The organism is Streptomyces angustmyceticus (assembly GCF_040701845.1).
GTDB classification, from domain to species: Bacteria; Actinomycetota; Actinomycetes; order Streptomycetales; family Streptomycetaceae; genus Streptomyces; species Streptomyces angustmyceticus_A.
The window spans coordinates 218206-243581 of record NZ_JBFBHQ010000005.1; the positions used below are offsets into that span (position 1 = coordinate 218206).

The 25376-nt window shown below is 75.8% G+C and carries 21 protein-coding genes and 1 tRNA gene; 8 read left to right on the top strand and 14 right to left on the bottom strand.

Features of this window, described 5'->3' with window-relative positions; all coding sequences use genetic code 11:
* Positions 1-57 precede the first annotated feature (57 nt).
* Complete coding sequence (locus tag AB0411_RS14245) at positions 58-1872, bottom strand: putative bifunctional diguanylate cyclase/phosphodiesterase (RefSeq protein ID WP_366417570.1); 1815 nt, start codon at positions 1870-1872, stop codon at positions 58-60.
* A gap of 361 nt (positions 1873-2233) precedes the next feature.
* Here AB0411_RS14245 and AB0411_RS14250 point away from each other — a divergent pair, with 361 nt between their 5' ends.
* A complete protein-coding gene (locus AB0411_RS14250) occupies positions 2234-3475 on the top strand; it encodes a M6 family metalloprotease domain-containing protein (protein ID WP_366417571.1) in 1242 nt (413 codons plus the stop codon).
* 92 nt (positions 3476-3567) lie between these two features.
* Here the strand turns inward: AB0411_RS14250 and AB0411_RS14255 are convergent.
* From AB0411_RS14255 to AB0411_RS14280, 6 genes are all read right to left on the bottom strand, one after another.
* Positions 3568-3641: transfer RNA gene (locus AB0411_RS14255), tRNA-Lys, on the bottom strand.
* 56 nt (positions 3642-3697) lie between these two features.
* Complete coding sequence (locus tag AB0411_RS14260) at positions 3698-4336, bottom strand: bifunctional DNA primase/polymerase (RefSeq protein WP_366417572.1); 639 nt, start codon at positions 4334-4336, stop codon at positions 3698-3700.
* A 187-nt stretch (positions 4337-4523) separates the two neighbouring features.
* Complete coding sequence (locus tag AB0411_RS14265) at positions 4524-4907, bottom strand: hypothetical protein (RefSeq protein ID WP_366417573.1); 384 nt, start codon at positions 4905-4907, stop codon at positions 4524-4526.
* Between the two features lie 134 nt (positions 4908-5041).
* Positions 5042-6427: an AAA domain-containing protein gene (locus AB0411_RS14270; protein ID WP_366417574.1), complete on the bottom strand. Its 1386-nt coding sequence runs from the start codon at positions 6425-6427 to the stop codon at positions 5042-5044.
* A 40-nt stretch (positions 6428-6467) separates the two neighbouring features.
* Positions 6468-8018, bottom strand: a complete 1551-nt coding sequence (locus tag AB0411_RS14275; protein ID WP_366417575.1) for a hypothetical protein — start codon at positions 8016-8018, stop codon at positions 6468-6470.
* On the bottom strand, positions 8009-9286 hold the full coding sequence (locus AB0411_RS14280; protein ID WP_403147554.1) for a hypothetical protein: 1278 nt from the start codon (positions 9284-9286) through the stop codon (positions 8009-8011). Before AB0411_RS14280 ends, AB0411_RS14275 begins: the two co-directional genes overlap by 10 nt.
* A gap of 264 nt (positions 9287-9550) precedes the next feature.
* On the opposite strand from AB0411_RS14280, the gene AB0411_RS14285 reads away from it, so the two are divergent.
* On the top strand, positions 9551-10144 hold the full coding sequence (locus AB0411_RS14285) for a histidine phosphatase family protein (RefSeq protein WP_366417576.1): 594 nt from the start codon (positions 9551-9553) through the stop codon (positions 10142-10144).
* An 83-nt stretch (positions 10145-10227) separates the two neighbouring features.
* Here AB0411_RS14285 and AB0411_RS14290 read toward each other — a convergent pair whose 3' ends face one another.
* Positions 10228-11685 carry a tetratricopeptide repeat protein gene (locus tag AB0411_RS14290; protein WP_366417577.1) on the bottom strand — a complete coding sequence of 486 codons (1458 nt, stop codon included), beginning with the start codon at positions 11683-11685 and terminating at the stop codon, positions 10228-10230.
* Between the two features lie 224 nt (positions 11686-11909).
* On the opposite strand from AB0411_RS14290, the gene AB0411_RS14295 reads away from it, so the two are divergent.
* A complete protein-coding gene (locus tag AB0411_RS14295) occupies positions 11910-12377 on the top strand; it encodes a hypothetical protein (protein WP_366417578.1) in 468 nt (155 codons plus the stop codon).
* 60 nt (positions 12378-12437) lie between these two features.
* On the opposite strand, the gene AB0411_RS14300 is transcribed toward AB0411_RS14295, so the two are convergent.
* The 5 genes from AB0411_RS14300 to AB0411_RS14320 all read right to left on the bottom strand — a co-directional run bounded on the left by AB0411_RS14300 (position 12438) and on the right by AB0411_RS14320 (position 19073).
* Positions 12438-13679 carry an NAD(P)-binding domain-containing protein gene (locus tag AB0411_RS14300; RefSeq protein ID WP_366417579.1) on the bottom strand — a complete coding sequence of 414 codons (1242 nt, stop codon included), beginning with the start codon at positions 13677-13679 and terminating at the stop codon, positions 12438-12440.
* A 293-nt stretch (positions 13680-13972) separates the two neighbouring features.
* Positions 13973-15292, bottom strand: a complete 1320-nt coding sequence (locus AB0411_RS14305; protein ID WP_366417580.1) for a glycosyltransferase — start codon at positions 15290-15292, stop codon at positions 13973-13975.
* 79 nt (positions 15293-15371) lie between these two features.
* Positions 15372-16859, bottom strand: coding sequence for a sugar transferase (locus AB0411_RS14310; protein WP_366417581.1), 1488 nt, complete (start codon positions 16857-16859; stop codon positions 15372-15374).
* Positions 16856-18061: a glycosyltransferase family 4 protein gene (locus AB0411_RS14315; protein WP_366417582.1), complete on the bottom strand. Its 1206-nt coding sequence runs from the start codon at positions 18059-18061 to the stop codon at positions 16856-16858. Before AB0411_RS14315 ends, AB0411_RS14310 begins: the two co-directional genes overlap by 4 nt.
* A gap of 61 nt (positions 18062-18122) precedes the next feature.
* Positions 18123-19073, bottom strand: coding sequence for a hypothetical protein (locus tag AB0411_RS14320; protein ID WP_366417583.1), 951 nt, complete (start codon positions 19071-19073; stop codon positions 18123-18125).
* A 385-nt stretch (positions 19074-19458) separates the two neighbouring features.
* Here AB0411_RS14320 and AB0411_RS14325 point away from each other — a divergent pair, with 385 nt between their 5' ends.
* Together AB0411_RS14325 and AB0411_RS14330 are read left to right on the top strand one after the other, a co-directional pair.
* Entirely contained in the window at positions 19459-19788 is a 330-nt protein-coding gene (locus tag AB0411_RS14325; protein WP_366417584.1) for a chaplin, read from the top strand.
* A gap of 187 nt (positions 19789-19975) precedes the next feature.
* Positions 19976-20836, top strand: coding sequence for a spermidine synthase (locus AB0411_RS14330; protein ID WP_366417585.1), 861 nt, complete (start codon positions 19976-19978; stop codon positions 20834-20836).
* Positions 20837-20936: 100 nt separating this feature from the next.
* On the opposite strand, the gene AB0411_RS14335 is transcribed toward AB0411_RS14330, so the two are convergent.
* Complete coding sequence (locus tag AB0411_RS14335; protein ID WP_366417586.1) at positions 20937-21509, bottom strand: hypothetical protein; 573 nt, start codon at positions 21507-21509, stop codon at positions 20937-20939.
* Positions 21510-21627: 118 nt separating this feature from the next.
* On the opposite strand from AB0411_RS14335, the gene AB0411_RS14340 reads away from it, so the two are divergent.
* The 3 genes from AB0411_RS14340 (at position 21628) to AB0411_RS14350 (ending at position 25178) form a co-directional block, all read left to right on the top strand.
* A complete protein-coding gene (locus tag AB0411_RS14340; protein ID WP_086717062.1) occupies positions 21628-22320 on the top strand; it encodes a response regulator transcription factor in 693 nt (230 codons plus the stop codon).
* Positions 22321-22468: 148 nt separating this feature from the next.
* The gene (locus tag AB0411_RS14345) at positions 22469-23869 is read left to right on the top strand and encodes a sensor histidine kinase (RefSeq protein WP_366417587.1); all 1401 of its coding nucleotides are present in this window, start codon (positions 22469-22471) and stop codon (positions 23867-23869) included.
* Positions 23870-24119: 250 nt separating this feature from the next.
* Entirely contained in the window at positions 24120-25178 is a 1059-nt protein-coding gene (locus AB0411_RS14350; protein ID WP_403147537.1) for a chitinase, read from the top strand.
* Positions 25179-25376 lie beyond the last annotated feature (198 nt).

Consider the following 25376-nt stretch of genomic DNA (forward strand, 5'->3'; position numbering starts at 1 on the left):
GGCGGGACGCGGTTCGCCCGCACCGGCCGAGTCCGGTTCCGCGGAAGCGGAGCTTCCTCAGGCGCCCGTGTGACGGCCCGCGTCGAGGAGGGCCTCGACGCGGTCGGGGGCGACGGGGCGGGAGTAGAGCCAGCCCTGGCCGGTGTCGCAGCCGATCCGGCGGAGCCGCTCGGCCTGCTCGGCGCTCTCCACGCACTCGGCGGTGACCGTGAGGCCGAGGCGGTGCGCCAGCGCCACCAGCGCCTCCACGATCGTCTCGTCCGCCGGGTTCGGATGCTCCTGCGAGCGGAAGCCGCGGACGAAGGAACCGTCCAGCTTCAGGACGGACACCGGGAGGCGGCTGAGGTAGGCGAGGTTGGAGTAGCCGGTGCCGAAGTCGTCGATGGCGATCCGTACGCCCATGTCGCTGAGTGCCTGCAGGGCCTGCAGCGGCCGGCCGGCCGAGCCCATCACCGCCGACTCGGTCAGCTCCAGCTGCAGCAGCCGCGGCGGCAGCCCGGTCTCCTCGAGGATCCCGGCGACATCCGCGACCAGGTCGGAGTCCCACACCTGACGTACGGCCACATTGACGCTGACGAAGAGCGGCTGGCCGGGGTGCCCCAGCTGCCAGGCCCGCGCCTGGTGGCAGGCCCGCTCCAGGACCCAGCGGCCCAGCTCGACGATCGCGCCGTTCTCCTCCGCCAGGGCGATGAACCGATTCGGCGAGAGCGTCCCGAACTGCGGATGGCGCCAGCGCACCAGCGCCTCCACGCCCTGGGCCCGGCCGTCGCCCAGACCGACCAGCGGCTGGTACTCGAGGGTGAACTCGCCGCGGTCCACCGCCGGGCGCAGGGTGCTGGAGAGCGCCTGCCGGGTCATGCGGTGGGCGTTGCGCTCCGGGTCGAAGAGGGTCCAGCGGGCCTTGCCGTCCTCCTTCGCCCAGTACAGCGTGGTGTCCGCGGCCTGCATCAGGCCGGTCGCCGTGGTGCCGTTGGCGGTCCGCTCCACGACGCCGATGCTCGCCGACACCGACAGCCGCTGCCCGGCCAGGTCGAACGGCCGCTGCAGCGCGTCCAGGACGCACTGGGCCAGCTCGGCCAGCTGGTCGGTGCCGGTGGAGTCCTCCACCAGAAGAGCGAACTCGTCACCGCCCAGTCGCGCGACGAGGTGCCCCGTGCGGCCCGGGCCCCGCTCCGCCGCGCTCTCCGCGCAGCGCGTCAGGCGCTGGGCGACCGCGCTCAGCAGCCGGTCGCCGACGCGGTGCCCCAGGGTGTCGTTGACGGCCTTGAAGCCGTCCAGGTCGAGGTAGCACAGCCCGATCCGGCCGGTGCCGGACGGCTCGAAGGAGGCGGTCTCCAGCGCGGCGGAGAGCCGCTCGAAGAACAGTGCCCGGTTGGGCAGCCGGGTCACCGGGTCGTGCATCTGCAGATGCCGCAGCCGGGCCAGCAGGTCGTGCCGGTCGCTGATGTCCGCCACCGACAGCAGCATCCGCTCCTCCCCGCTGAGCGGCTCCGGCGTCAGCGGCTCGACGGTCACCTCCACCCAGACGGAGTGCCCCTCGGTGTGTTTGAGGCGGCGGGTGCAGCGCAGCCGGTCGCTGCGGCCGCACAGCACCTCGCGGTAGGCGGTCCACACCCGCGGGTCGGCCCCGAGGTCGGTGAGGTCCGCCGCGGTGGCGGCGACCAGCTCGGCCGGGTCGGCGCCGACCAGTTCGCCGAAGGCGGGGTTGGCGGCGAGGACCAGGCCGTCGCGGTTGAGGACGGCCATCGCCAGGCGCGCGGCGTAGAAGGTGGCGCGGTAGTCGCCGAGCGAGGCCGCGGTGTCGTCGCAGCGGCCCGCGGGGGCGGGCCGGGCGTCGGCCGATTCTTTGGTCGTACCGTTACGCTCCGTCACTGAGGGAAGCGTCGCTCCCGGCGTGCGGCCCGGACTGTCGGGGTGTCCGCTCACTGCTCGCTCCCGCATGGCGCTTGTCTCGTGAGGAAGGGGGGATCTCGCGCTGGAAAGTGTGGCGATCATAGAGGCTGGCGCAACGGCCGAGCCAGCGACGCAGCCGTGATCGTCCGCCCGCATGACGGAACTTCAGCCATTTCTGCTCGGGTCTGTTCGTACGGAATGCCCCATTGGCTGTTTGTGACTTTCCGTTACGAGAGGGCTAAGGCGCGCCGATCACTCTTCCGGGTCCGCAAAACAGGACGAATAGCATTAAATCGCCACAGGGTAGATGAGGTCTCCGAATCCGTCCCTGGAGGTATATGTGCCGCGCGCCCGGACACCCGACGGGGTGGATCGCCGCCGTCTGCGGCGCGTCGCGGCCGTCGCCACCTCCCTGAGTGCGCTCATCGCCACATCGATCGTCGCCGGGCCCGCCACCGCCTCCGAGGCGGCCCTCTCCTGCGCCCTGGGGCGCACCGACGCGCACCACTCCGAGGGGCTCGACAGCTGGAACGGCGCCTACCCGCGCCCGGACCGCCCGCTGAACGCCATCATGATCTTCCTGTCCTTCCCGGACGCCCGGCCGACCGCCGTCCCGCGGGAGCTCTCCCGCGACTACTTCCCCGCCACCTCGGGCTTCTTCGACCGCGCGTCGTACGGACAGTTCCGGCTGCGTCCGCACATCCACCAGCGCTGGGTCCGGATGCCGCGCTCCTCCGTCTCCTACGGGATACGGCGCGACTGGGACGCCGGCCGGCGCTCGGACTACCTGCGCGACGCGGTCGCCGCCGCCGACCCCGCCATCGACTTCGGCCGCTACGACGTCGTCTACTTCGTCGCCGACCCGGACGCCCCCGGCGTCGACTCGGACGCGACCAAGGTCGTCAACCTCGAACAGCCGATGCACGCCGACGACCGCGATCTGCGCCGGTTCGTCACCGTCTTCGAGCAGAGCCCGCCGGACCGCAACGTCCTCGCCCACGAGACCGGGCACGTCTTCGACCTGCCGGACCTGTACCACCGGCCGCAGAGCGGCAAGGGCGACTGGGACACCTACGTCGGCGACTGGGACCTCATGGGCAGCCAGTTCGGCCTGGCGCCGGACCCCTTCGCCTGGCACAAGTGGAAGCTCGGCTGGATCGCCGACAGCCAGGTCGACTGCGTCGACCTCACCAGCCCCGCCCTGCACTCGCTGCGCACGCTCTCCGCCCCCAAGGAGCCCCGGGCCCAGCGCCGGCCGCGCCTTCTGGTGGTCCGTACGGGGACCGACAGCGCACTGGCCATCGAGGCACGCGGTGCCATGGGCAACGACCGTGCCCTGTGCACCGAAGGCGTCCTGGTCTACCGCGTGCGCAGCACGGCGCCCTCCGGGTCGGGCCCGGTACAGGTCCTCGACGGGCACCCGGGCAGCTCGGCCTGCGGGGGCACCTCCGTCTACCCGCCGCTGGCGGACGCGCCGCTGGGCGTGGGGGAGAGCATGGACGACACCGCGGACGGCGTGCGCATCCAGGTCGAGGGCCGGACGGCCGACGGGGACTGGGCGGTCAAGGTCGTGCGCGGCTGACTCCGGCGGCGGCCCGGGCGTACGGGCGGAGGGCGCGGGGGAGCCGGCATACGTCGAAGGCCCCCACCGAGGTGGAGGCCTTCGACTGTCTGTGCGCCGCCAGGGACTCGAACCCCGGACCCGCTGATTAAGAGTCAGCTGCTCTAACCAACTGAGCTAGCGGCGCCTGCTGACGGGGAAAACATTAGCATCCTGCTCGGGGAGGACAAAAATCGGTTTGTCTCAGCCCGGGGTCAGCGCCGAAACCGGGTGCTGAGCTGCGGATTCCCGCCCGGGGCCGGCCAACGAGCGGGCGGCGCGCACACAGGCCCACAGCAGTACGTCCGGACCGGGCAGCCAGGGGTCGCGGACGTCCGGCGCCACCAGCCAGCGGGAAGCGGACACGGCGGACGGGTCCTCGGCGGGCGGGAACGGGGCGGCGTCGCGGGGCGCGTCCCCGGCGCCGCGGTGGCGGGGGTGCAGCGGCGGGACGGTCACCGCGTCGCCGCTGCCGTGGCACAGCAGCGGGGGGACGGCGGCGGCCCACTCCTCCCAGATCAGCAGCGCGGGCAGCCGCTGGGCCGTGCCCGGGGCGGCGAACAGCAGGATCCGTCCGCGGTGCGCCGCCACCGGCCCCGAGCCGGGGCCGGCGGACCATAAGCGGTCGACCATGCGCCGTCCGAAGAGCGCCGGGGCGTTGATCACGTCGAAGGCGGTGCCGCACGGCAGCACGCTGGGGGCGGACGGGCGGGTGGCCCACAGGGTGTGCATCTCGTCCGGGTGGGGGCTGGCGGAGGCGAGCCAGTCGGCGCCCGCGAGGGTGACATACGCCGCGGTGGGAAAGGCCAGGGTGCGGGGGGTCTCAGGCAGCCAGTCGCTCATGGGGACAGGTCTACCCAGGTGGCGCACGGTCACTGAGCCGATTGACGGAAAACGGGACGGGGCGGCGCGGGAGCCGGTATCTTGCGCCTCTCGCATATGCCAGCGGCTCATGATCATGGACCATGAGCCGCTGTGTGGCGTGTGGTGCGGAGGAGGCCCCCGGGACGGCCGGCGGGCCCGGGGCGCGTCAGTCCGTATCGCCCGGCAGCGCGCTGCTGCTGCGCATCAGGCTGCGGCCGAACTCGATCATTTTCTGTGCGTAGTCCTCGGTCCACTCGGCCTGCTCCGCGAGCGCGGCCGGCGGCGTCCGGTCGAACCGGCTGGGGTCGGCGAGCTGGGCCGCGGCCAGCGCCTGGAACTCCGTGGCGCGGTCCGCCGCGGCGCGGAAGGCGAGGGCCAGTTCCGTGGCGCGGCCGAGCAGCTCGCGCGGGTCCTCCATCGACTCCAGGCCGAAGAAGTGCTCGGGGTCGGCGACGGCCTCGGGCGGCTCGAAGAGCAGCTGCGCGGGCTTCATCCGCCGTGGTCCCGGCGCCGTACCGCGCGGGTCGGGGGCCGGTCGCGGCTCGGACATGTACTACCTCCAGATCGTGTGCCGCATTCCATTGTCCCGCCCCGCGCAAGGGGGCCGTGGCGCGGTCCGCCGCCGCCCCCTTCCGCCGGGGCCGTTCCGCGGTCGCATCCGGCGGCGGCGGGCGGCCCGGCGCGCTACGGGCGCCACGCCACCCGGTGTTCCGCCAGATGGGCGAGGACGGCGTGGTTGGCCTCCCAGCCGTCCGGGAACTTGACCGTGACGCCGAGGCGCACCGGCTCGGTGGAGGGGTGCTCGTCCAGCAGGTCGGCGACGCCCGCCCGGCAGACCACGATGCAGGCGTGCCGGTGGCGGGAGGCGAGCACGCACAGCCGGCCGGTCTCCAGATGGAAGGCGGTGGCGTCGGGGCGGCCGGAGAGCGGGTGCAGGACGACCGTGACGTCGAACTCGCGGCCCTGGAGGCGGTTGGCGGTGTCCACCGCGACCCCCGACACCCCCAGCTCGGCGAGCGCGGCGCGGACGGCCGCCGCCTGGTCGCGATGGGCCGTGCCGACCGCGATCCGGGCCGCGGTGAGCGGCGCGGGGACGGCGGGCCCGCCGTCCGGGTCCCGCTGCGCCTCACTGGTCGCGGCGCCCCCGCGGTCCAGGAGCCGGCGCACGACCTGCGCGACCGCGCGGACCGCCTCCGGGTCCGTGCGCGGCGTACGGCGGGCGGGGAGTTCCAGCAGGCCCCAGCCGGACTCGGCGGCCTCGTCCAGGACCCGGTCCACCCCCGAGCCGTCGCCCGGCACCCCGAAGGCCAGCCGGCGGTCGCCGTGGCCGGTGCCGCTGCGGAACGGGGTGTACGGATAGAACGCGGCGGAGACCAGCGGCGCGGCCGAGGCGGGCAGCCGCCAGGAGACCGGCAGCCGGTGCTGCGGCAGATCCGGGTTGTGGGCCAGGAGGGTGGACACCGCGCTCGCGGACGGGTCGTACGCCAGGCCCGCCCACTGCTCGGCGCCGACCACGCTGAACGGGTCCAGCTGGCCGGGGTCGCCGACGAACAGCGCCCGTTCGAAGAGCCCGGCCACGCTCAGCAGCGCGTCGGACCGCATCTGGTAGGCCTCGTCCACGATGGCGTGCCGCCACGGCTCGTCGACCTTGGTGTACGCCCATTTCGCGGCCGTCGACACGACGATGTCCATCCCCGCCAGGTCGGCCGCCTTCGCGGACGTGCGGACCGCGGGCAGCTCGGCCAGCGCCGGGTCGAACGCGCCGGGCTCGCTGCTGTGCAGCCGTCCCACCGGCAGCTGCGGGTCCTTCTCGGCGAGCCGCAGCACGAGGTCGTCGACCTGGGCGTTGGTCTGCGCGACCACCATCAGCGGGCGCCCGGCGGCGGCGAGTTCGCGGGCCGCCCGCACCACGAGGGTGGACTTGCCGGCGCCGGGCGGGGAGTCGACGACCACCCCGCGCCGGGAGCCGTGCAGGGTGTCGTGCAGGATCGCGTCGGTCGCCGCGGCGGCCGCGGCGGCCGGGTCGAAGTCCTTCGCCGCGGGGGCGGGCTGCTCCTGAGGGTCCGTCATACGGCCATGCTCTCCGGGACGGCCGGGTGCCGGGTGCGGATCACAGGAAGTCCTCCGTGGTCACGGGGTCGGGGGAGTCGTGCGGCGTCTCCCCGGGGGCGGGCGGGGGGCCGCCGTGGGTCCACGGGGTGTCCTCGGGGTCGGGGAGCTCCGGGCCGCCGCGCGGGGCGTGCTCGAACAGCGTCCAGCACACCGTCTCGCCCGGCTCCGGCACCGAACCGGGCTCGGGCGTCTTCCCGCGCCCCATCCCGCCGGTCAGCCGCACCACCAGCACATCCGGCTCCCCGGCCGCGGGCGCCACGCACTCCCCGGTCTGGGTCCTGCCGTCGGCCAGGGCGCGGTAGAGCTTGCCGCCCCCGGACAGCTGCGGCCGGTCGGCGGTGTGCAGGGTGACCAGCGGCCGCGGCATCGGCCGCTTGCCCTCCGAGAAGGCCTCCTCGACGGCGGTGACCGTGCCCTGGAACGCCTCACCGGCCAGCCGGCGCCCCGCCATCACCAGCGGATCGTCCAGGGCCTCCTGCGCGTCGAGTTGGGCCTGGGCGCTCTCCCGGGCGGCGAGTTTCTGCGCGGCGGTGACCGCGTCGTCCTGCTTGGGCTGCGGGGGCTCGCCGGCGCGCACCCGGTCGCGGTGCGCCGTGTACGACCAGCGGTCGCGCTTCCAGCGGTCGGGGACCCGGGCGCCCTCGGGCAGTGCCCGCAGCAGGTCGAGGCCGTGCCACACGGCGTCCCAGGTCGGCCGCAACTGCCCCTCCACCAGGGCGCGCAGCGCGTCCTCGGCGCCCGGCAGCCCGGCGTCGTAGCGGGCCATCGCGGGGGCCAGCAGCCGGTTGTCGAACGCCGGGTCGGTGGCCGGGCCGGCCGGCGGGCACAGCAGCTGCCCGTCCGCGTCCCGCGCCGACTCCGCGCGCTCGGCCGCCTCCCGGCCCGACAGCCCCGCCGGCGGGTCGATCCAGGCGAGCAGCGCGCCCAGGTGCTGGTCCTCCAGCGCGCTCTGCCCGCTCGCCCAGTGGCGGGTCAGCAGGTCCGTCATGGACAGCAGCAGGCTCGCGCCCGGCACGCGCGCCCGCTCCCCGAAGTGGGTCAGCCAGCGGCCCAGCAGCGGGACGTGCGGCGGCGCGGGGTGGGGCGCCGCCGGCTCCTGCTCGGCCGTGCGCCGAAACCGCATCGAGCGGCCCAGCAGCCGAACGAAGTCGACGCCCGCGGCGCTCGGCACGATCAACTGGGGTGCGTCCGAACACAGTTCGACCTGCACCGGGACCTTCTTGCCGGTCTCCGGGTCGGTCTCCTTGCGCTCCTCCCACCCGATGGCGTCCGCGAAGCCGTCCACGTACGGCAGCACGCTCTCCGCCAGCTCGGCGAGGAACGCGAACCGCAGATCGCGGTCGCGCGGCTGCGGGACGGCCAGCAGCACCGGCTTCTCGCGGTCCGTGCCGACCAGCGCGCCCAGCGGGGCGCCGGCCTCGCCCGCGGTCGTCAACGGGACGAGGACCAGCGGTTGTCCGGACAGATGGCGGTGCCGGACCGTGCACCGCGGCCGCGCCCGGCCCTCGGCGACCGCCTCCATCCGGGCCAGCGTCTCGATCAGCGACATCCCGGCTCCTCCGCTCGCGGGGCCGGCACGGCGGCACCGGCCAGCGCCTCGGCGCGCAGCGCGGCCGCCCGGCGCAGCGCCGCCACCGCCGGGTCCCGCTCCGCCTCCGGATCCGCCGGGTCCTCGCCGGCGCCGGCCGCCGCCAGCACCTCCTCGATGGTGCGCAGGCCGCCCAACTCGCCCCGGACACCGCGCCCCAGCGCCTCCACCGCCCCGTCCTGACGGGACCGCCCACGGCAGTGGAAGGCCAGCTCGCAGGCGGCCAGGCACTCGGGGACGTAGGCCGCGCCGACCGCCTCGACGGCCTGCGCCAGCTCCTCGGGCGGGCGGGTCGCGGTCCTGCCGTCGTCGGCGAGCCGGAGGTCGAAGGTGGTCTCCGGGGGGAGCGCGTCGGCGATCTCCTCGACCCGGGTGAGGCGGGCCAGCTGCCGCCGGGTCGTGGCCAGTTGCTTGCGGACGTCGACGGCGGCGGCCGTGGGGAGGTTGGAGAAGTCCTTCGGGCACACCAGCAGCGCCCGGTCGCGGACCCGGACCGGGCGGCCGGTGTGCGCGGCGGCGTGCCGGGCCACCGGCTCCAGGGCGAGGACGTACACCGCCGCCTGCCGCGCCGCGGCGCCCACCTTGGCGGCGTCCGCCGAACCGTCGATCATCGGGAAGGACTTGATCTCGACGACCGTCCAGCTGCCGTCCGGATGCACCACCACCGCATCCGGCTCCACATAGGCGGGCGAGCCGGCCACCTCGACGGCCAGCATCGGATGGTCGAGCAGCGCCCAGCCGCCGGCCGCGGTCGCCTCGCGCAGCGCCAGCGCCGTACGTGCCGTACGGCCCTCGGGACCGGCCGCGGACAGATCGGGGGTGGCGACCTCCTCCGGGGCGGGCGGCGGGGTGCCGGGCGCCAGCCGTTCGTGCAGCAGCCGCAGCAGGTCCGTGCCGCCGTCGGACTTCACCCGTGCCTCGAAGGCGTTGCCGCGGACGATCGCGAACTGGGACTGGCCGTACGCCGCGGGCGAGCCCAGCGCCTGGGCCAGCGCGCCCTTGTCGACGCCCGCCCCGTCCAGCAGCGCACGGCGGCGGCAGCCGGGGTTGGCGGCCAGTGCGGCGAGCGCGCGGGCGTCGAGGGGGCGGGGGCGGACACCGGGGCCGCGCAGCTCGGCGAGCCTGGCCCGGCTCGTGCGAGGGGATGCCCCCGGCCGCGGGCCCGGTGCCGCCGGCCGCTCCGGCGAGGGGGCGGCCGACGCGGGTCGACTGTCGCGGAAAACGTTCACCCGCCGAAGTCTCGCATCCGCCGCTGACATGCGGGGCGACCGCCCGCGGACCGGCCGTCCGCGCGGGCCGCTCCCCGACGGCGCCCGTACGCCGTGGGGCAGCCCCTGCCGGACCGCCCCGGACCGTACGAGTCCGCTGGTCGGCGGCAGGACGGCCGCCCCGGCCGGGGACAAATCGACCCGGTGCGCGATGATGGAAATCCCGCGGTCGACGCCGCCCGCACCGAGCAACGACAAGCCGAGAAGTCGGCGAGAGGTACGACCATGGCAGCGCGCATCTTCCTGGCCAGGCACGGGCAGACCGAGTGGTCCCGCTCCGGCAGGCACACCGGCCGTACGGACATCCCGCTGCTGGACGAGGGCCGGCGCGGCGCCAAGCTGCTGGGCGAGCGGCTGCACCACGCCCCCTGGGACGGCCTGCCGGGCGTCGAGGTCCGCACCAGCCCCCTGGTGCGCGCAGCGGAGACCTGCGAGCTGGCCGGCTTCGGCGACCGGGCCCGGCCGTGGGACGCGCTGATGGAGTTCGACTACGGCGCGTACGAGGGCCTGACGCCGGCCGAGATCAAGTCGGGGCGGCCGGACTGGCTCATCTGGCGCGACGGCGTGCCGGAGGGCGAGACGCTCGCCGAGGTCGCCGCGCGGGCCGACGAGGTCGTCGGCTGGGCGCGGTCGGCCGATCGCGATGCGCTGGTCTTCGCGCACGGCCACATCCTGCGCGCCCTGGGCGCCCGCTGGCTGGGCCTGGACATCTCCTTCGCCGCCCGCATCCGGCTGGAGCCGACCTCCCTGTCGGTGCTCGGCTGGGCCTACGGCGAGCCGGCGATCGAGCGGTGGAACGACACGGGGCACCTGGGCTGAGGGACACGGCCGGTTCCCGGGCCCGGGCCGTGCGGGCCGCCTGACGGCCCGTCGGGCCGGGCGGCCCGTCGGCCCGGGCGCCGTCAGCGGGCGGCGTCCGGGGCCCGGCCCCCGTCACCGTCGCCGTCCCCGGATGCGGCCGAGGCCGCGTGCCGCTCCAGGAAGCCGGCCACCGCCCCGCAGTCGCGGTGCGCGCGCAGCGTACGGGCGGTGTCGTCGAGCATCGTGCGGATCCGTGCCGAGCGGACCCGGGTCAGCAGCGTCAGCACCCGGTCCCCGGCCGCGGCGGCCTCCTCGGGGGCGCCGCTGTCCGCGAGGTCGCCGGCGAGCTCCGCGGTGAACAGGGCGATGTTGCGGCTGAAGTGGGGATCCTGCAGCGCCACCGCCCAGCGCGCGTGCTCCACCGCGCGCCCCGCCTCGCCCAGGGCCGCCCAGCACTGCGCCTGAAGGCCGGCCAGTTCGGCCTCGCCGTAGAACGTCATCCACTCCGGGTCGCTGTCCCGCGGCCCGCCCGCGAACAGCCGCTCCGCCCGCGCCAGCGCCTGCTCGCAGCCCGAGCGGTCCGCCAGCCCGGCCCAGCCGCCCGCCTCGCGCAGGGCCAGCAGCGACAGCAGGCGCGGCGAGGCCAGGTGCTTGGCGGCCTGCTGCGCGGCCTGCGCGGCGCGCACCGCCTCGCGCGGGCGCCCGGCGTCGCGGGCGAGAAAGGCCGTGTTGCAGAACGCGTGGGCCTCCAGGGCGGCGTCGCCGCAGACCCGGGCGGTGGCCAGCGCCTCGGCGTAGTGGGATCTGGCGTCGTCGAAGCGTCCCGAATCGTGGGCCAGCCAGCCGACGGTGATGGCGAGTTCGCCCGCCCCCGCATGCAGCCGGTCGGACACCGATCTGCGCCGGACGCCCGCGTCCAGCAGTTCGTAGGCGGCGCGCAGCGGTTGGGTGGCGCGGTGGTAGATGCCCTCCGCGCCGTGCCGGTCGTCCAGCAGCCGGATCTGCCGGACCGCCTCCTCGACGGCGGTGGCCTCGGCGGCGCCGACGCGGCCGCCGGATGCCGCGCGGGGGCCCGGCACGGGGGCGGAAACGGCGGCAGCGGCCTCGATGGGGTGCAGGGCGGCGAAGCCCAGGGCTGCTGCCGGGCCGCCGGTGATGAACGCGCGACGCAGCACGTCGCTCTCCTCGCAGATCTGGATACGGGTATCGCGGTGGTCGGGGTCGGTTGCCAGGGGTACGGCGCTGACCGCCGCCGTACGCGCCCCCCGTCCGCGTACCGCCTCGCGCGGCGCGAAGCCCATGTCGGGCAGCGTCAACCCCGGGAACATGTGCCGGAACACCCGCTCGTAGGCGTAGTTCGGGCACCGGATCTCCCCGGACTCGACGCGCCCCACATAGCGGGCGTCGCACGAGACCTGCTCGCCGATCTCACGGGCGGACCGTCGGACCGCCGCCGCGAACTCGCCCGGTGACAGCCGGCCGCGCAGCTGTCGGAAAGCGAGGTTCGGACGGGCGGGTACGGTGCGGGACGACGCTGAACTTGCTGCTGGCGACGCCATGGCGGACCCTCTCCGTGCCCTCTCCGTGCCATCAGGTGGCGTTGCCGCCTCCTGGCGGTGCGGCGGGTTGACCGTACCGGCTGTGATGGCTCCGATACGGAGAGTTTGGCCACAAACCGGATATCTCGCGCGCGATCTGCCATGAACTGCCATCCTTTGCAGCGTTACGCCGCCGTAGCTGTTGACACGCCTGACCGTTGAAGACGGTGTAAAGGGTCTGGTGCGTGCAGGAGGAGGGGTTCTCCGTGTGGGAGACCGGCGTGAGCAGGGGCGGCAACGGGTCCGCGGGCCAGGCCGTCGCAGACGGGGCACCGGCCGTTTTGGCGCAGTCGTGCGACCTCGTGACGGTGCCCGCCCGGCAGGGGCTGGAGGCCGTCGACATCCTCCGGCTGCGGGACGGGGTCGGCCCCGTCCTGCACGACGGCGCCTGCGACACCCTCGGCTTCCTGGTGCCCGCGGGCACGGCGGCGGGCTGGGACGTGCCGGGCAGCGCGTGTACCCAGACCTCCGGGCGGGGCATCGCGCTGGGCGCGCTGTGCGGTGAAGGGGCCGCGGCGGAGCCCCCGGTGACCGGCACCGGCTGGCTGGTGCCCCCGGAGGGTGCGGGCGCCGCCGCCACCGACCCGGCCGTGCTGCGCGCGGCGCTCGGCGAGGCGGCCCGCACCATCGAGGCCGTCGACCGCTGCCAGTGAGCGGCGCGGGGGCCGCCCGGCCGGTGCCGGACGGCCCCCGCGGGCCGGGTCGCCCGGGCCCTACGTCCCGTGCGGGGCCGGTGCGCCGTCCCGTGCCGGACGGGGGATGGTGGTGGCGCCGCGCCGGTCGCCGAGCCGGCGCTGTACGCCCCGCAGGAGGCGGGGCGCGGTGAAGTCCGCGCCGTGCACGAAGCGCATCGCCGGGCCGAAGGACGCGGCGGTCAGCGGCCCCGCGAAGAACAGGCCCGGCCAGGACGACTCGAATCCGGCGCTCAGTTCCGGCAGCCGGCTGCCGCCCACCGTCCGCAGCGCGCTGCGCACCTGCGGGGCGAGCAGCCGCAGCCGCCCGAGGTCGGGGCGGTATCCGGTGGCCGCCACCACGTGCTCGGTGTCCAGGGTGTCCGTCCGGCCGTCCGTATGGGTGAGGTGGAGCCGCACCCCGTCGCCCCGCGGGACCGCCGCCCGGATCCGGTGGTTCAGCAGCACCGGCACCGCCTGCTCGAAGCGCTCCCGCAGCCACCAGGCGCCGGCCGGGCCCGGCGCGGTCTCGGCGAGGCGCACCCGGGTCGCCGGGGGCAGGTGGCGCACCGCCCACGGCGCCCGCCACCACAGCCGGCCCAGCCGGCCGGTGCCCGGCCCGAAGGGCGGGCCGCCGCGCTCCGGCGGCTGCGGCGGGGAGGCCCAGCGCAGCCGGTCGGCGCGGGCCACGAGGCGGGGCCGGGCGCCCTGTTCGGCGAGCAGGGCCGCGGTCTCCAGCGCGGACTGACCGGAACCGAGCACGGTGAGGTGCTTGCCGGAGAAGCGGCGCAGCTCGCGGTGGTCGCTGCTGTGCGAGGCGAGGTGCGGGGGCAGTTCGAGCAGCGGCCAGGGACGGTTGGCGAACGGCATCGCGCCGACGGCGAGCGCCACGGTCCGGGTCGTGATCCGCTCCCCGGTGTCCGTCTCGACGCGGAAGCCGTCGCCGTCCGGGCGCACGGCGGTGACGGTGACCTCCTCGACCTGCGGCACCGCCCGTTCCCCGAACCATCTGCCGTACGCGGTGAAGGTGGCGAGGGGCAGCGGGGTGCCGTGCCCGGCGGCCGGGTCGTGGGCGGCGCGGTAGTCGGCCAGGGTGTGGCCGCCGTCCGGGGCGGAGAGGCGGGACGACCGGGACCCGGAGGTGAGGAGCATGCCGTCGGGCATGTGGTCGCGCCACGTGGCCATCGGCCGGCCCAGGACCCGCAGCCGCAGCCCGGCCGCCGCCGCATGGGCGGCGACCGAGAGTCCGTAGGGGCCGGCGCCCACCACCACGAGGTCGTACATGGAAGGTCCCTGCTCTTTCTGTTCGTGCGGGGCGGAGGGCTGTCGGGGACCGGTGCGCCGGACCGCGGGGCCCTGCGGAGCCGGCGGCCGGCGGGCACCGCGGCCGGGGCGCCCGCGCCGGGCCCGCTCGTTGGCCGGTCGCCTCGTGCCCGCGGCCGGCCGCACCGGCGGCACGGGGGGCGGGCGGCACCCGCGGTCGCGGCCCCGCCGGGGTGCCGTCCGCGCCGTCCGCACCTGCCTGCCCGGCGGCCGTCGGCCGGACAGCGCGGGGCGGCCGGCGGCCACGGCGGTGCCTACCGGTTCGGGAGCGGGGTCGGGTCGGGCGACCGGGACGGGTCCGGCAGCGAGACCGCCGCCGCGGGGAACGCCGCGGCCCGGCCCTGCTGCGGGGGCGCCGCCACGGGCGTCCGGCGCCGTGCCGGGGCGCCGGCCAGCGCCCGTTCGTACACGGCCATCAGGGCCTCGGCGCTGCGGCCGATGTCGTAGCGCCGCACCACCGGCGGGACCGGCAGCCGGCCCGGCCCCTGGCGCCGCAACTCCCGCAGGGCGGTGCCGAGTTCATGGACGCCGAGGCTGAAGCGGCGGGCACCGGGGGCCTGGTCGGCGGGCAGTTCGTCGACCGCCGGGCAGCTGCCGTGGAGCACGTGCAGCCCGGACCCGAGGGCCTCCAGGACGGCCAGCCCGAACGCCTCGTCCGGGGAGGGCGAGACGAAGACGTCGATGGCCGAGAGCAGGCCGGGGATGTCGGGGCCGTCGGCTCCCTGCCCCTCCGCCGCCCGTCCGCCGGCCGCTCGTCCGCCGGCTCCCCAGCCGCCGGCGCTCCGCCCGTCGAACGCGGCCTCGACCGCGCCGTCGCGCTCGCCCAGCAGATGGATCCGGTCGCCCGAGCCGAACTGCTCCGCCATCCGCCGCAGCGTCTCCCGCTCCGGCCCCGCTCCCGCCAACAGCAGGTGCACGCCCGGAAGCTGGGTCACCGCGCGGACCAGGACGTCGAACCGCTTGCCGGGCACCAGCCGGCCGGCGCCGCCGATCACGAACGCGTCCAGCGGCAGCCCCAGCCGGGTGCGGACCAGGGCACGGGCGGCCGGGTCGAAGGCGAAACGGCGCGCTTCGATGCCATTGGGCACCACATGGATCCGCTGCTCCGGCACGCCCCAGCGGCGCAGCCGGGCGGCGACGGTGTCCGAGACGGCGACCGTCGCCGTCCCCAGCCGTTCGGTGGCCCGGTAGAGCGTGCGGACGCCACGGGTCAGCCGGCGTCCCTCGATGACGGCGTCGCCGAGCGAGTGCTCGGTGGCCACCACGGCCCGTACGCCGGCCATCCGGGCGGCGATCCGGCCGTAGACGCAGGCCCGGTAGAGATGGGTGTGCACCAGGTCGTAGCCGCCGCCGCGGATCAGTCCGGCGAGGCGGGGGAGCGCGGTCAGGTCCCGGTCGCCGGTCATGCCGAGGTGGGTGACGGGGATGCCGTCGGCCTCGATGCCCGCGGCGACCGGGCCCGGACGGGTCAGGGTGACGACCTCGCAGTGGGCGGGCAGCCGGCGCAGCAGCAACCGCAGCTGCTGCTCGGCGCCGCCCACGTCGAGGTCCGTGATGACGTGCAGTACCTTCACCGGATGCCTCCTGAAGTAGCGGCCGGGGTCGTGGTCTCGTCCACGGGCAGCGCCCGCGCGAGGGCCGGTGCGCCCGCGCTCATCCGCGCTCCCGCCGCACCGGCGGGGCCGCGGTGCGCAGCAGGATCCTGACGTCCTGCCACAGCGACCAGCTGTCGATGTAGAGGTTGTCGAAGCGGGCCCGGTCCTCGACGGCGGTGCCGCCGTGCAGCCCGTGCACCTGCGCGAGTCCCGTGAGGCCCGGCCGCATCCGGTGCCGGGCGCCGTACTCCGGGTGGGCCCGGGTGCAGCGCTCGACGCAGGAGGGGCGCTCCGGGCACGGCCCGACCAGGCTCATCTCACCGCGCAGCACGTTCCACAGCCGGGGCAGTCCGGCCGGCGCGGTGCGCCGCAGCAGCCTGCCGGCCCGGCCCGTCCGGCCGTCGTCCGCCACGCCCGACGACGCCGCCTCGGGCGCGTCGCCCGGGCGCCGGGTCCGGAACGTCAGCAGGGTGAAGGGGCGCCCGCCGCGGCCGGTGCGTTGCTCGCGGACGAGCACGCCGGGCCCGTCGGCGAGCCGCAGCGCCAGCGCCCAGCCCAGCAGCAGCGGGGCCGCGAGCACCAGCGCCGGGCCGGCCAGCGCCAGGTCCAGCACCCGCTTTGCCGGGCCGCCGTGCCGCGGCGGGGAGGTGTCCAGCCGCCGGCAGGCGAAGCCGCCCCACCGGCCGGTGTCCGCGTACGGGGTGCGGCCCTCGCGGGCGGCCGCCGGGCCGGCCAGCCAGATCGCCGAACCCTGGTCGACGAAGCGGCGCAGCAGCGCGGCGGTGTGCGGGTCGGCGTACGGCGGCAGCGTGAACACGGCGTCCCGCACGGTGTGCTGGATGACGGCGCGGGTGATGTCCCGCGCGGAGGTGAGCCGCGGCAGACCCCCGCGGGCCGGGGGCAGCGCATCGGACCCGCCGGGCGGCGCCGGAGCGACGATGCCGACCGGGCGCAGGCCGTACTCGGGGTGGGCGTGCAGCACCGCGGCCAGCCGCCGGGCGGCCGGGTCGGTGCCGACGATCAGAGTGGCGCGCGGTCCGCGGCGGGCGGCGTTGCGGCGCGCCCGGTGGACGGTGGCCCGGCCGGCGCAGACCAGCAGGGTGTGTGCCGCCACCGCGCCCCCCAGTACGGCCGGCGGCAGCGCCCGCCCGGGATGGAGCGCGGCGAGCACCGCGGCCACCGCGCACCAGCAGACGGCGGACCGGGCCAGCAGCGCCGGCAGGTCGTTCGGCACGCTCGGGGCGGGGCCGGGACGGTAGAGGCCGGCCCGGGCGTGGAGCAGCAGCACGCCCAGCACCACGGCGGCGGTCGCGGCCGGTGCCGTCCCCGTGCCGGGGACCAGGAGTGCGGTGCCCGCGGTGGCCAGGCAGTCGGCGGCGAGCAGCGGGGCGACGGTCCGCCGCCGTGCGCCGCGGCCGGGCCGGGGCGGGGGCAGAGTGGCGCGGCCCGGCCCGCGGGGCGGCCGGACGGCGGCGGCCGGCCGGGGCAGGGCCGACGGGGGGAGGGCCCCGGCACGAGGCGGCGCGTCCGCGCGCTCCGTCGTCATCGGCCGACCCGCTCCCGGCTCTCCGGGCGGACCGCGCTCTCCGGGACGGCCGCACCGAGCAGTTCGCGGTACAGCCCGAGGACGGCGGCCGCGGTGTCCCGCACGTCGTACGCCGCCCGCATGTGCTCCAGCGCCCGGTGGCCCAGCGTCGCGCGCAGCCCGGGGCGGGTCAGCAGACCGCAGACGGCCCGGGCCAGGGCGGCCGGGTCCGTGGGCGGCACCAGGCAGTGCGGCGCCGCGCCGGGCGGCAGGCACTCCCCGGCCCCGCCGACGTCGGTGACCACCACGGGCCGGCCGCAGGCCATCGCCTCCAGAGGGGCCAGCGCCCTGCCCTCCCCGCGGGAGGGGAGGACGACCAGATCTGCCGCCCGGTACCAGGGGACGGCGTCGCGCGCCGCACCCGCGAACCGCACTCCGGGCGGTGCGGCGGCGTGCAGCAGCTCGCGGTCCGGGCCGTCGCCGACCAGGACCAGCCGGGCGCCGGGGACGGCGGCGGCGACCGCCGGCCACGCCCGCAGCAGCGAGAGCTGGCCCTTTCGCGGGCACAGCCGCCCCACGCACACCACCAGGGGCGCGTCCGGCGGCAGATCACCGAGGGCGGGCAGGTCACGGCGGAGCGCACGCCGCACCGCGTCCTCGCGGTACGCGGGCGCGCAGCGGTCCAGGTCCACCCCGTGGGGGATCACCGCCCACCGGGCCGGCACCCCCGCTTCGGACCCCCGCAGCCGCTCCGCCCCGCTCGCGCACAGCACCCGGTCCGCCCAGCGCGCGGCGTACCGCTCCCAGCCGAGCACCGGCCGCGCCGGCGTCCCGCCGGGTCCCTCGAAGGGCCAGGAGTGCGGCTGATGGACCGTCGGGATACGGCCCCGGACGGCCAGGCGGGCGGCGAACCCGGCCCTGCCGCCGTGGGTGTGGACGAGGTGCGGGCCGACCCGGCGGATCAGCCGGGCCAGCCGTCCGGTCTCGACGGCGAGCGCCGGGCCCGGGGACGGGCGGGCCGGCCAGGGGACCACGTCGGCGCCCGCCGCCGCGGCGTCGCGGTGCAGCGTGCCACCGGGCGGCGCGGCGACCACGGACCGCACGCCCGCCGCCGCGTGGCACCGCACCAGGTCGGTGACGACCCGGGCGACCCCGCCGTCGACGGGCCGGGAGACATGGAGAACCGTTGGCCGCTCTGGGCACTGCAGGTCTTGCGGCAGCACGTACTGCTCCCCTGATGACCGGGCGGACAGAACTCTGCGGGAATTGCCGGGGGCGCGCCGTTCAGTGCCTGGTATTGGTCTGCAGGAAGAGCGCGCCGAGCAGATATCCCGGATTGCTGGTGGTGAAGCGGAAGGTGAGCCGGTCGCCGCCGGGCCGCAGCGCGGGCGTGATGTCGAATACGTCGGAATCGAATCCGAGGGTGTTGCGGTGGGCGGGCAGCCGCTTCGTCTGCCGGCCGAATTCGGTGATCGTCGAGTTCATCACGTCCCGCGCCGGATTCGCGGCATCGTGCACCCTGTGCGCAGGGTGCCGGCCCGCCCGGACGGAGAGCGCATCCTTTCCGCGGCCGCGGTCGGCGTCGTATGCCACGACACCGGCCCGGCCATGCGAATGCGCCGGGATATTCAATCCGTTCAGCCGAACAGAAAAACTGCGATGGCCGGGTCCGAGCGGCTGGAATCCGTCCCACAGGACGATTCTGCGCAGCGGCTGCCTGCTGTTCTCGTACGCGGCCACCAGCGTCCAGCCGCCCCAGGTGCCGGCCGGGGAACCACCCTTCGCGACATTGATCCGGCCCACGGTGTAGGAGCCGGCGCCGCTTTTCCGCACCAGGTCGGTGACGTCCGCCGACGCCTGGAAGCCGTCGGCCGACGAGGTGGTGCGACGGCCGGTCGGTGTGTCGGCGAGCACCTCCTTGTAGTGGCCGCCGGGCCCGGCGAGCAGCACCCGCCCGTTGTCCCTGGCCCGCTTGTGCGTGCTGCCCCGCAGGTTGCCGCCCCAGTACAGCCGGGCGTAGCTCACCCGGGAGCCGGCCGGGAGGCGCAGCCGCGCGGTGCTGGAGTTGCCGGTGCGGGCGTCGGAGTCGACATCGGCGAACGCCGTCCGGTACGGGCTCTTCCGGCCGGCGCCGCTCTGCTGGGCGGCCGGGCACGGTCCGGCCGCGCGGCGTCCCGCTGTGGTGCAGGCGATCGCGGAGTTGGCCGCCCGGGCGATACCGCCGTGCTGGGTCACGTGATAGCGCTCGGTGAAAGGAATTCGGGTGGATTCCCCGGGTGCCGGTGCGGCCGACGCCGAAGACAGGGCGGCGGACAATGCCAAGGAGGCCACTGCGCATACGGCGCCGCGCGCGGTGCGGTCCAGCGACTTCGGCATGTCTTCCTCTCCGACTTCAATCAGTCAAACTGGAGAACACTCTGACAGAAATCATGTTGGAATCCGCGGCAGGCACGCCGGACCCCCTCGGGGATTCCGCGCCATGGAATACCGGCTCCGCCGGCGCCACCGGAGTTTCTGCCAGAAGGGCTAAGATTTTCCCGGACGAGGGAACGTCCGCACCCCTGACTCATTTCGCTCGTTGTGACCGGTTGCCCCATTCACACACTGAAAGGAGAATGGGATGAATCGGTTTACCAAGACCGCCGCAACGGCTGCGGTCGGCTGCGCCATCGTGCTAAGTGGCGCAGGCGTCGCCTCGGCCAGCGGGGACGGCCACCATGGCCGTAACGGTCGTCACCACGACCACGATCGTTACCGTAACGACCATCGCAATCTCTTCGCCCACCGGAGCGGTGCCAACGCGGCGGGCTTCGCCGCGGGCTCCCCGGGCATCCTGAGCGGCAACAACATCCAGGTCCCGATCAACATCCCGATCAACCTGTGCGGCAACAGCCTCAACGTCGCCGCCCTGTTGAACCCGGCTTTCGGGAACATCTGCGTCAACCGATGACCCGGCGCCGGTCCGCCAGGGATGTCGGGCCGGCATGGGTCGCACAGTGCAGTCGGCGGATCGCCCCGGCCTCGGTCGCGGGTGGTCCGCCACTCTGCCGCCCGGCGCCCACCCGCCCCGCAGCCGGTCGTTCCTACCCCGCTGACCAGCGGATACGGCCTGCCGGGCAGGGGTCATACTGGGGTGCATGGCGAAGAGCAGACGCGGGCGCGGCGGACCGGAACCCGTCACCGAGACGGTGGACGGCGGGCTCGCCGAGCTGCGGCCCGACCGCGACCGGCCGCGCGGCTGGACGCTGCTGATCGACGGTGCCCCGCAGTCCCATGTGGACCTCGACGAGCCGTCGTATCTCGACTTCTCCTACCAGCGGCGGCTGGGACACATCGCCGACCTCGCGGGATCCCCGGGCAAACCGCTGCGCGTCGTCCATCTCGGCGGCGGCGCCCTGACCCTGGCCCGCTATGTCGCGGCCACCCGCCCGCGGTCCACCCAGCAGGTGGTGGAGATCGACGCCCCGCTCGTCCACCTCGTGCGCCGCCGGCTGCCGTGGGACAGCGGCTGGCGGATACGGGTGCGCGGCGGCGACGCCCGGGCCGGCCTGGCGAAGGTCCCGGACGGCTGGGCGGACCTGGTCATCGCCGATGTCTTCGGCGGCGCCCGCACGCCCGCACACCTGACCAGCACCGAGTTCCTGACGGAGGCGCACCGGGCGCTGCGGCCCGGCGGGTTCTACGCGGCGAACCTCGCGGACGGGCCGCCGCTGCGGTTCCTGCGCGGCCAGATCGCCACGGCCCGTACGGTCTTTGCCGAGCTGTGCCTGACCGCCGACCCCGCCGTCCTGCGCGGCAAGCGCTTCGGCAACGCCGTGCTGCTCGCCGCCGAGGGGTCGCTGCCGGTCGCCGAACTCACCCGGCGGGCGGCCACCGATCCGCAGGCCGGGCGGGTCGAACACGGCCGGGCGCTGCTGGACTTCACCGGCGGCGCGGCCCCGGTCACCGACCTCACGGCCCTCGCCTCGCCCGCCCCGCCGGCCGCGGTCTTCGACTGACGCCGGGTGCCGGGCGCCGGGTGCCGGGGCGCAGGGACGCCTGGACGCCGGGCGATCGGGCCGTCGTGCCGCCCGGCCGTGCGCCGCGGCGGGTGCGGCGCTACGTCCCGTGGTCCGTGGTCTCCACCGTCGGCGGATGCCCGTTCCAGGTGCAGAACACGGACGTGTGGGCGGCACCGCCGGAGAAGTCGACCCGGATCCACCCGTCCTGCTTCCACACCTGCATCTCCCAGCCCGAGTTCGGCGTCGCCGACACCAACTCGGCCGCCCGGCTGCCCATGTCGAAGACCACCCGCCCGCCCGCCGTGGCGTAGCTCTTGACGCGGCCGTCGGCGGCCGGCGCGGAGCTGCCCGGCGAGGAGCCGCCGGGGTGGCGCGACCGGGGGGCGCCGCTGTGGGACGGGGTGGCCCGGGGCGACGGCGTGCCCTTGTCGGGCACCGGGCCGCGGTCGGGCGAACGGGACGGCTTGGGGCGGTGGGTGGAGGAGACGCGCGGTGCCGCGGCGGCGTCGTCCCCCGTCGTCGAGGACGCCATCCGGCCGGAGAGCGGCAGTGCGCGCGGCGCGTCGTACGCCGTGCCGGACAGCACGGTGTGCACCCCGAACCACGACAGGGTGACCGCGGCGCCGGTCGCCAGCGTCCAGGCCGCCGCATGAACCAGTCCTCGTTGCATCCGGCTCATACTGCACCACCCGACCGCCCTGTTGCAGCCCGTCGCGTACGCCGGAGTGCGCCGCCCGGACGTCAACCTCGGACGGGGAACCCCGCCCGAATGGCGTACGGTGCCGCCCATGGCACGTGTGCTCGTCGTCGAGGACGACCAGTTCGTACGCTCGGCTCTGATCCGGCATCTGACCGAGGCCGCCCACACGGTGCGCAGCGTGGGTACCGCGCTGGAGGCGCTCCGCGAGGTGGCGCACGTCGGCTTCGACGTCGTCATCCTCGACCTCGGCCTGCCCGACCTGGACGGGGGCGAGGCGCTGAAGATGCTCCGCGGCATCACCGACGTCCCTGTGATCATCGCCACCGCCCGGGACGACGAGGCGGAAATCGTCCGGCTGTTGAACGACGGCGCGGACGACTACCTCACCAAGCCGTTCTCCGTCGAGCACCTCTCGGCCCGGATGTCGGCCGTACTGCGCCGCTCCCGGGCCACCGCGGCCGGCGCAAAGCCGCCCTCACGAGTGATACGGGTCGGCGGCCTGTCCATCGACCCGCTGCGCCGGCAGGCCGAACTCGACGGCACCGCACTCGATCTGACCCGCAGGGAATTCGACCTGCTGGCCTTCCTCGCCGGGCGCCCCGGCGAGGTCGTCCCGCGCCGGGAACTCCTCGCCGAGGTCTGGCAGCAGTCCTACGGCGACGACCAGACCATCGACGTCCACCTGTCCTGGCTGCGCCGCAAGCTGGGCGAGACCGCGGCCCGGCCCCGGTACCTGCACACCCTGCGGGGCGTCGGCGTGAAGCTGGAGCCGCCGCAGTGAGCCGGGGGCACCTCCCGGCGGCAGCCGGGGGAGCGCGCGAGGGCGCCGGGCCGCAGCGGACCGGGGGCCCCTCCCGGGCCCTTGGGGCGCCGGGGGAGAAGGCCGCACTTGTGCGCCTCGCGGGCGGAGCGGCAAAGGGTCAGACACCGTGAGATGGGCCCTGGTCAAGGTGGCGCTGGCGGTCACCACCATGGTCGTGGTCGCGTTCGCCGTCCCCCTCGGACTGGTCGTCAAGGAGCTGGCCCGCGACCGCGCCTACGGAAGCGCCGAACGGCAGGCCGCCACCATCGGCCCGGTCCTCGCCATCACCACCGACCGCACCCAGCTGGAGCGCGCCGTCGCCAGCGCCGAGACCGGCCGCGGCGGCCGGATCGGCGTCCATGTCCCGGCGAGCGGCAAGGACGGCAAGCCCGCCGAGATCGGCTCCCGGCGGGCCGCGCAGCGCGACGTCGAGGCCGCCGCGAAGCTCGGCCGGGCCTCCATCTCCCCGGTGCGCGGCGGCTCCTCGCTCCTCCAGCCGACCGCCGTCGCCTCCGGCATCGCCGTCGTCGAGGTCTTCGTCCCCGACGCGGCGCTCACCAACGGCGTCGCCACCTCCTGGGTGGTGCTCGCCGGCGTCGGCCTCGCGCTGGTCATCGGCTCGGTGGCGGTGGCCGACCGGCTGGGCACCCGGATGGTGCGGCCCGCCAAGCGGCTGGCCGGCGCCGCCCACGACCTCGGCAAGGGCAGGCTCGGCGTCCGCGTCCCGGAGGACGGCCCCAAGGAACTGCGGTCCGCGGCCAGCGCCTTCAACTCCATGGCCGACCAGGTCGTCCAACTGCTGGCCAACGAACGGGAACTGGCCGCCGACCTCTCGCACCGGCTGCGCACCCCGCTGACCGTGCTCCGGCTCAACGCGGCCTCCCTCGGCGACACCCCGGCCGCCGAGCAGACCCGGGCCGCCGTCGCGCAACTGGAGCGCGAGGTCGACCAGATCATCCGCACCGCCCGCGAACAGAAGGCCCAGTCCCGGCAGGCGGCCGCCGCGGCCGGCTGCGACGCCGCCGAGGTGATCCGCGAGCGGATGGGCTTCTGGTCGGCGCTCGCCGAGGACGAGGGCCGCACCGTGCGCACCGCCGGCGCGGACCGCCCCGTACGCGTCCCCGTCGGCCGGCCCGAACTCGCCGCCGCCCTGGACGCGATGCTCGGCAACGTCTTCCGCCACACCCCCGAGGGCACCGCCTTCGCGGTCGACGTCCACAACGCGGAGGACGCGGTGATCGTGCTGGTCTCGGACGCCGGCGGCGGCATCGCCGACCCGGACGCGGCGCTGCGCCGCGGGCACGGCGGCGGTGGGGACGGCTCCACCGGCCTCGGGCTGGACATCGTGCGGCGGCTGGCCGAGTCCACCGGTGGCGATGTGCGCATCGGCCGCTCCGTCCTGGGCGGCACCGAGGTGCGGGTCTGGCTGGCGCTGGACGGCCGGCGCGCCCCCGGCGCCCGCCGCGGCCACCGGCTGCGCCGCACGCTCGGCGGCCGGCGCCGGCGGACCGCGCCCACCGGCTCCTGAACCCGCCGGCCTCCGGGTCCCGAACCCGCCGGCCTCCGGGTCCCGAACCCGCCGACCTATGGGTCCCGAACCCGCCGCCGACCGGGCATGTGCCCCTGGCTCTTAACCACTCCCTTCCGCTTCCTTAAGGCGTTCATAAGTCCACCAACCTCCGCACCATTACCGACATTTGTCCGTTTCCCTGTCGCTAGCGTGCGGGACGCACCACGGTGCACCCCCCGCCCCCCATGTGACGACAGGCAGGCACGAGATGAGTTCCTCGGCACACCGCCGGCGCAAGAGCCGCACCACCAAGCTGATCGTGAGCGGCGCGGCCGCCGTGGTCGCGGCCGGCGGCGCCTTCGCCGTCGCCGGATCCGCCCTGGCCGCCAAGGCACCGCGGACCACCGGCACCGGTCAGGCCGCCCCCAGGGCCGCCGCCGGCTTCGCCCCGTACGTCGACACCTCGCTCGCCCCCGCCCACGACCTGGCCGGCACCGCCCGCAAGACCGGGGTGAAGAACTTCAACCTGGCGTTCGTCACCTCCGGCGGCGGCTGCACCCCCAAGTGGGGCGGCGCCGGCGAGCTCGGCAGCGACCCGGTGGCCCGGCAGATACCCGCCCTGCGCAAGGCCGGCGGCGACGTCCGGGTCTCCTTCGGCGGCGCCACCGGCTCCGAGCTCGGCCTGGCCTGCGGCTCCGCGGGCGAGCTGGCCACCGCGTACGGCAAGGTCATCGACCAGTTCAAGCTCACCAAGGTCGACTTCGACATCGAGGGCGGCGCCCTGCCCGACACCGCGGCCAACACCCGCCGCGCCCAGGCCATCACCCAGCTCCAGAAGAAGCACCCCGGCCTGGACGTCTCCTTCACCCTGCCGGTCATGCCCGAGGGCCTGACCCAGGACGGGGTGAACCTGGTCGCCGACGCCAAGAAGAACGGTGTCAAGATCTCCGCCGTCAACATCATGGCGATGGACTACGGCTCCTCCTACAGCGGCGACATGGGCACCTACGCCATCCAGGCCGCCACCGCCACCCAGGGCCAGCTGAAGAAGGCCCTCGGCCTGAGCGACGCGGCCGCCTGGAAGACCGTGGCCGTGACCCCGATGATCGGCGTCAACGACGTCCAGAACGAGGTCTTCAAGGCCGACGACGCCACCCAGCTGGTGAAGTTCGCCAAGGGCAAGCACCTGGCCTGGCTGTCGATGTGGTCCGCCACCCGCGACCAGGCCTGCCCGGGCGGCGCCGGCACCTCCGCCCAGCCGACCTGCAGCTCCGTCGAGCAGCGCCCGCTCGCCTTCACCAAGGCCTTCGGCGCCTACACCGGCTGACCCCCACCGACGGCCCGGCCCCCCAACCGCGCCGTCCGCCCCAGGCGGGGCGCAGCGGATCCCCCCACCGCTGCGCCCCGCCGTCGTCCTCCGCCGCGCGCCGCATTCCGGCCCGCACCGGCCCCGCGCCACCCCGGGATCTCCCACCGCCCTTCCCGGCGTGGAAGCCGCCGGCGCTCCACCGTGCCCTCGGGCCGG